The organism is Lapidilactobacillus wuchangensis (assembly GCF_003946645.1).
Taxonomy (GTDB): Bacteria; Bacillota; Bacilli; order Lactobacillales; family Lactobacillaceae; genus Lapidilactobacillus; species Lapidilactobacillus wuchangensis.
The window spans coordinates 1-3,226 of record NZ_RHOU01000030.1; the positions used below are offsets into that span (position 1 = coordinate 1).

The window sequence follows — 3,226 nt, forward strand, 5'->3', positions numbered from 1 at the left end:
GTTCTTTGAAAACTGGATACTATTAAATCTGTAATTAACCGAGAAACAAAAACACCGCGCAACGAAAGTTGTGAGCAACAAATAACCAACGAAAACCGTAGGTTTTCAAATGGTCAAGTTATAAAGGGCGCATGGTGGATGCCTTGGCACTAGAAGCCGATGAAGGACGGGACGAACACCGATATGCTTCGGGGAGCTGTAAGTAAGCTTTGATCCGGAGATTTCCGAATGGGGGAACCCAATTATCAGAGATGATAATGATTGCTTAGTGAATACATAGCTAAGTAAAGGCAGACGCGGGGAACTGAAACATCTCAGTACCTGCAGGAAGAGAAAGAAAATTCGATTTCCTAAGTAGCGGCGAGCGAACGGGAAAGAGCCCAAACCAATGAGCTTGCTCATTGGGGTTGTAGGACAAGATATGCGGAGTTACAAAGGAAACAGTTAGTCGAATCAGTTGGGAAGCTGAGCTAAAGAGAGTGATAGCCTCGTAGACAAAAACCGTTTCTCTCCATCTTGGATCCTGAGTACGGCCGAACACGTGAAATTCGGTCGGAAACCGGGAGGACCATCTCCCAAGGCTAAATACTCTCTAGTGACCGATAGTGAACCAGTACCGTGAGGGAAAGGTGAAAAGCACCCCGGGAGGGGAGTGAAATAGATCCTGAAACCATGTGCCTACAAGTAGTCAGAGCCCGTTAATGGGTGATGGCGTGCCTTTTGTAGAATGAACCGGCGAGTTACGTTTTTATGCGAGGTTAAATCGAAGAGATGGAGCCATAGCGAAAGCGAGTCTGAATAGGGCGTTAAGTATGAGGACGTAGACCCGAAACCAAGTGACCTACCCATGTCCAGGTTGAAGGTGTGGTAAAACGCACTGGAGGACCGAACCCACGTATGTTGAAAAATGCGGGGATGAGGTGTGGGTAGCGGTGAAATTCCAAACGAACTTGGAGATAGCTGGTTCTCTCCGAAATAGCTTTAGGGCTAGCCTCGAGGCTAGGATCATGGAGGTAGAGCACTGTTTGGACTAGGGGCCCGTCAAGGGTTACTGAATCCAGATAAACTCCGAATGCCATTGATCCGGTCCTCGGGAGTCAGACTGCGAGTGATAAGATCCGTAGTCGAAAGGGAAACAGCCCAGATCACCAGTTAAGGTCCCTAATTCATGCTAAGTGGAAAAGGATGTGGAATTGCACAGACAACTAGGATGTTGGCTCAGAAGCAGCCACCATTTAAAGAGTGCGTAATAGCTCACTAGTCGAGTGATTCTGCGCCGAAAATGTACCGGGGCTAAGTATGATACCGAAACTGTGGATGTCACCCTTAAGGGTGATGTGGTAGGAGAGCGTTCTAAGGGCAATGAAGCTAGATCGTAAGGACTAGTGGAGCGCTTAGAAGTGAGAATGCCGGTATGAGTAGCGAAAGATCAGTGAGAATCTGATCCACCGAATGACTAAGGTTTCCTGGGGAAGGCTCGTCCTCCCAGGGTTAGTCGGGACCTAAGATGAGGCCGAAAGGCGTAATCGATGGCAAGCAGGTCGAGATTCCTGCACTAGTTTATTTTGTTTGAGCGATGGAGGGACGCAGTAGGCTAAGTTGAGCATGCAGCTGGAAAAGCATGTCTAAGCAACAAGTCTGAAGATGAGTCAAATGCTTATTTTCATAAGGACAAGTTGTGATGGGGAGCGAAATTTAAGTAGCGAAGCAACTGATGTCACACTGCCGAGAAAAGCTTCTAGTGAGAAATAAACCACCCGTACCGCAAACCGACACAGGTAGTCGAGGAGAATATCCTAAGGTGAGCGAGTGAACTATCGTTAAGGAACTCGGCAAAATGACCCCGTAACTTCGGGAGAAGGGGTGCTGACCGTAAGGTCAGCCGCAGTGAATAGGCCCAAACAACTGTTTATCAAAAACACAGGTCTCTGCAAAATCGAAAGATGACGTATAGGGGCTGACGCCTGCCCGGTGCTGGAAGGTTAAGTGGAGTGCTTAGCGTAAGCGAAGGTACGAAATGAAGCCCCAGTAAACGGCGGCCGTAACTATAACGGTCCTAAGGTAGCGAAATTCCTTGTCGGGTAAGTTCCGACCCGCACGAAAGGCGTAATGATTTGGGCACTGTCTCAACGATAGACTCGGTGAAATTATATTACCCGTGAAGATGCGGGTTACCCGCGACAGGACGGAAAGACCCCATGGAGCTTTACTGTAGCTTGATATTGAGTGTTTGTGAAACATGTACAGGATAGGTAGGAGCCTAGGAAGTGAGAACGCTAGTTTTCACAGAGGCATTGGTGGGATACTACCCTTGTTTTATGAACCCTCTAACCCGCGCCACACACGTGGCGGGAGACAGTGTCAGGTAGGCAGTTTGACTGGGGCGGTCGCCTCCTAAAATGTAACGGAGGCGCCCAAAGGTTCCCTCAGAATGGTTGGAAATCATTCGCAGAGTGTAAAGGTATAAGGGAGCTTGACTGCGAGACTTACAGGTCGAGCAGGGACGAAAGTCGGGCTTAGTGATCCGGTGGTTCCGTATGGAAGGGCCATCGCTCAACGGATAAAAGCTACCCTGGGGATAACAGGCTTATCTCCCCCAAGAGTCCACATCGACGGGGAGGTTTGGCACCTCGATGTCGGCTCATCGCATCCTGGGGCTGAAGTTGGTCCCAAGGGTTGGGCTGTTCGCCCATTAAAGCGGTACGCGAGCTGGGTTCAGAACGTCGTGAGACAGTTCGGTCCCTATCCGTCGCGGGCGTAGGAAATTTGAGAAATGCTGTCCTTAGTACGAGAGGACCGGGATGGACATACCGCTGGTGTACCAGTTGTGCCGCCAGGCGCATCGCTGGGTAGCTATGTATGGAAGGGATAAACGCTGAAAGCATCTAAGTGTGAAGCCCCGTTCAAGATGAGATTTCCCATAACGTAAGTTAGTAAGACCCCTCAGAGATGATGAGGTAGATAGGCTAGGAGTGGAAGTATAGCGATATATGGAGCGGACTAGTACTAATCGGTCGAGGACTTGACCAAAGGTCAAGGTGAATGGAAACACGGTTAATAACAGAAGAGATAGGATCCAGTTTTGAGAGGACGAAAAGTTCTTTCTAAGAGTAAGCAGTGTGGTGGCGATAGCAAGAAGGATACACCTGTATCCATGCCGAACACAGAAGTTAAGCTTCTTAGCGCTGAAAGTAGTTGGTGGGAGACTGCCTGCGAGGATAGGGCG

At 49.2% G+C, this 3,226-nt stretch carries 2 rRNA genes; both read left to right on the forward strand.

What is annotated here, in order from left to right:
• Positions 1-111: 111 nt before the first annotated feature.
• A 23S ribosomal RNA gene (locus tag EKM82_RS11055) occupies positions 112-3,030 on the forward strand.
• A gap of 88 nt (positions 3,031-3,118) precedes the next feature.
• A 5S ribosomal RNA gene (rrf, locus tag EKM82_RS11060) occupies positions 3,119-3,226 on the forward strand; the annotation flags it as partial.